The 711-nt window shown below is 60.1% G+C and carries 2 protein-coding genes; both read right to left on the bottom strand.

Annotated features, from left to right (window positions below; genetic code table 11):
• Positions 1 to 153 (bottom strand): glycine zipper 2TM domain-containing protein (locus tag ASN89_RS26680; RefSeq protein ID WP_235502096.1); only part of this gene is annotated, 153 nt, incomplete at its 3' end.
• Between the two features lie 150 nt (positions 154 to 303).
• Positions 304 to 711 (bottom strand): GNAT family N-acetyltransferase (locus tag ASN89_RS26675; RefSeq protein ID WP_058051349.1); only part of this gene is annotated, 408 nt, incomplete at its 5' end.

Here is a 711-nt window from a genome sequence, read left to right as displayed (position 1 = left end):
GCCGACGGCGGCGCCAAGCACGCCACCAACGATCGCGCCATTGCGCCCGCCGGTGCTGTTGCCAATGGCCGCTCCGACAACGGCGCCTGCAACGGTATTGAAGTCGCGGTCACCGGCGACTGCGGCCGAAGACACAGCCACTGCCGCTACCATTACCGCACCCAGGAGTTTCTTGTTCAACATGGCATTTCCTTCCATTCCGGCGAGATCACAATGATCTGCATGGACTGGACTATAGCTGCTGTCACCAGCTTGTTCCACGTCTAATACAACTTCTTACACTCCTGCCCCGATGGTAACAAGTCAGCGCAGGCGCGCCTGCCATTCGGGCCGCAGCAGGCTGTACATTTTGACATCGCGCATCGCGCCATTGATAAAAAACGCCTGGCGCATCAAGCCTTCCTCGGTAAAGCCGTTCTTTTGCGCGATGCGCTCGGAGCCGATGTTCAGCGGGTCCATCAGCAGCTCCAGCCGATGATACGTATAGGCGTTGAACAGGTAATCGACCACCAGGTGCGTCGCTTCGCTGATGTAGCCGCGCCCGTCCCGCTGCCGGTCGAACAGGCGGTAGCCGATCTCGCGCGAGGCTGGCGTGCGGCTCTTGAAGTGCGTGATCGTGCCGATGATGTGCTGGGCCTTGTCTTCGATGAGGAACAATTCGCTGTCCTCGGTGACAAAGCCCGATTGCAGGAAGTCGCGCCGCATGGCCTC

Source organism: Janthinobacterium sp. Ant5-2-1 (assembly GCF_001445815.1).
GTDB lineage: Bacteria > Pseudomonadota > Gammaproteobacteria > Burkholderiales > Burkholderiaceae_D > Janthinobacterium > Janthinobacterium lividum_E.
This window is presented reverse-complemented; position numbering and strand designations above follow the sequence as displayed.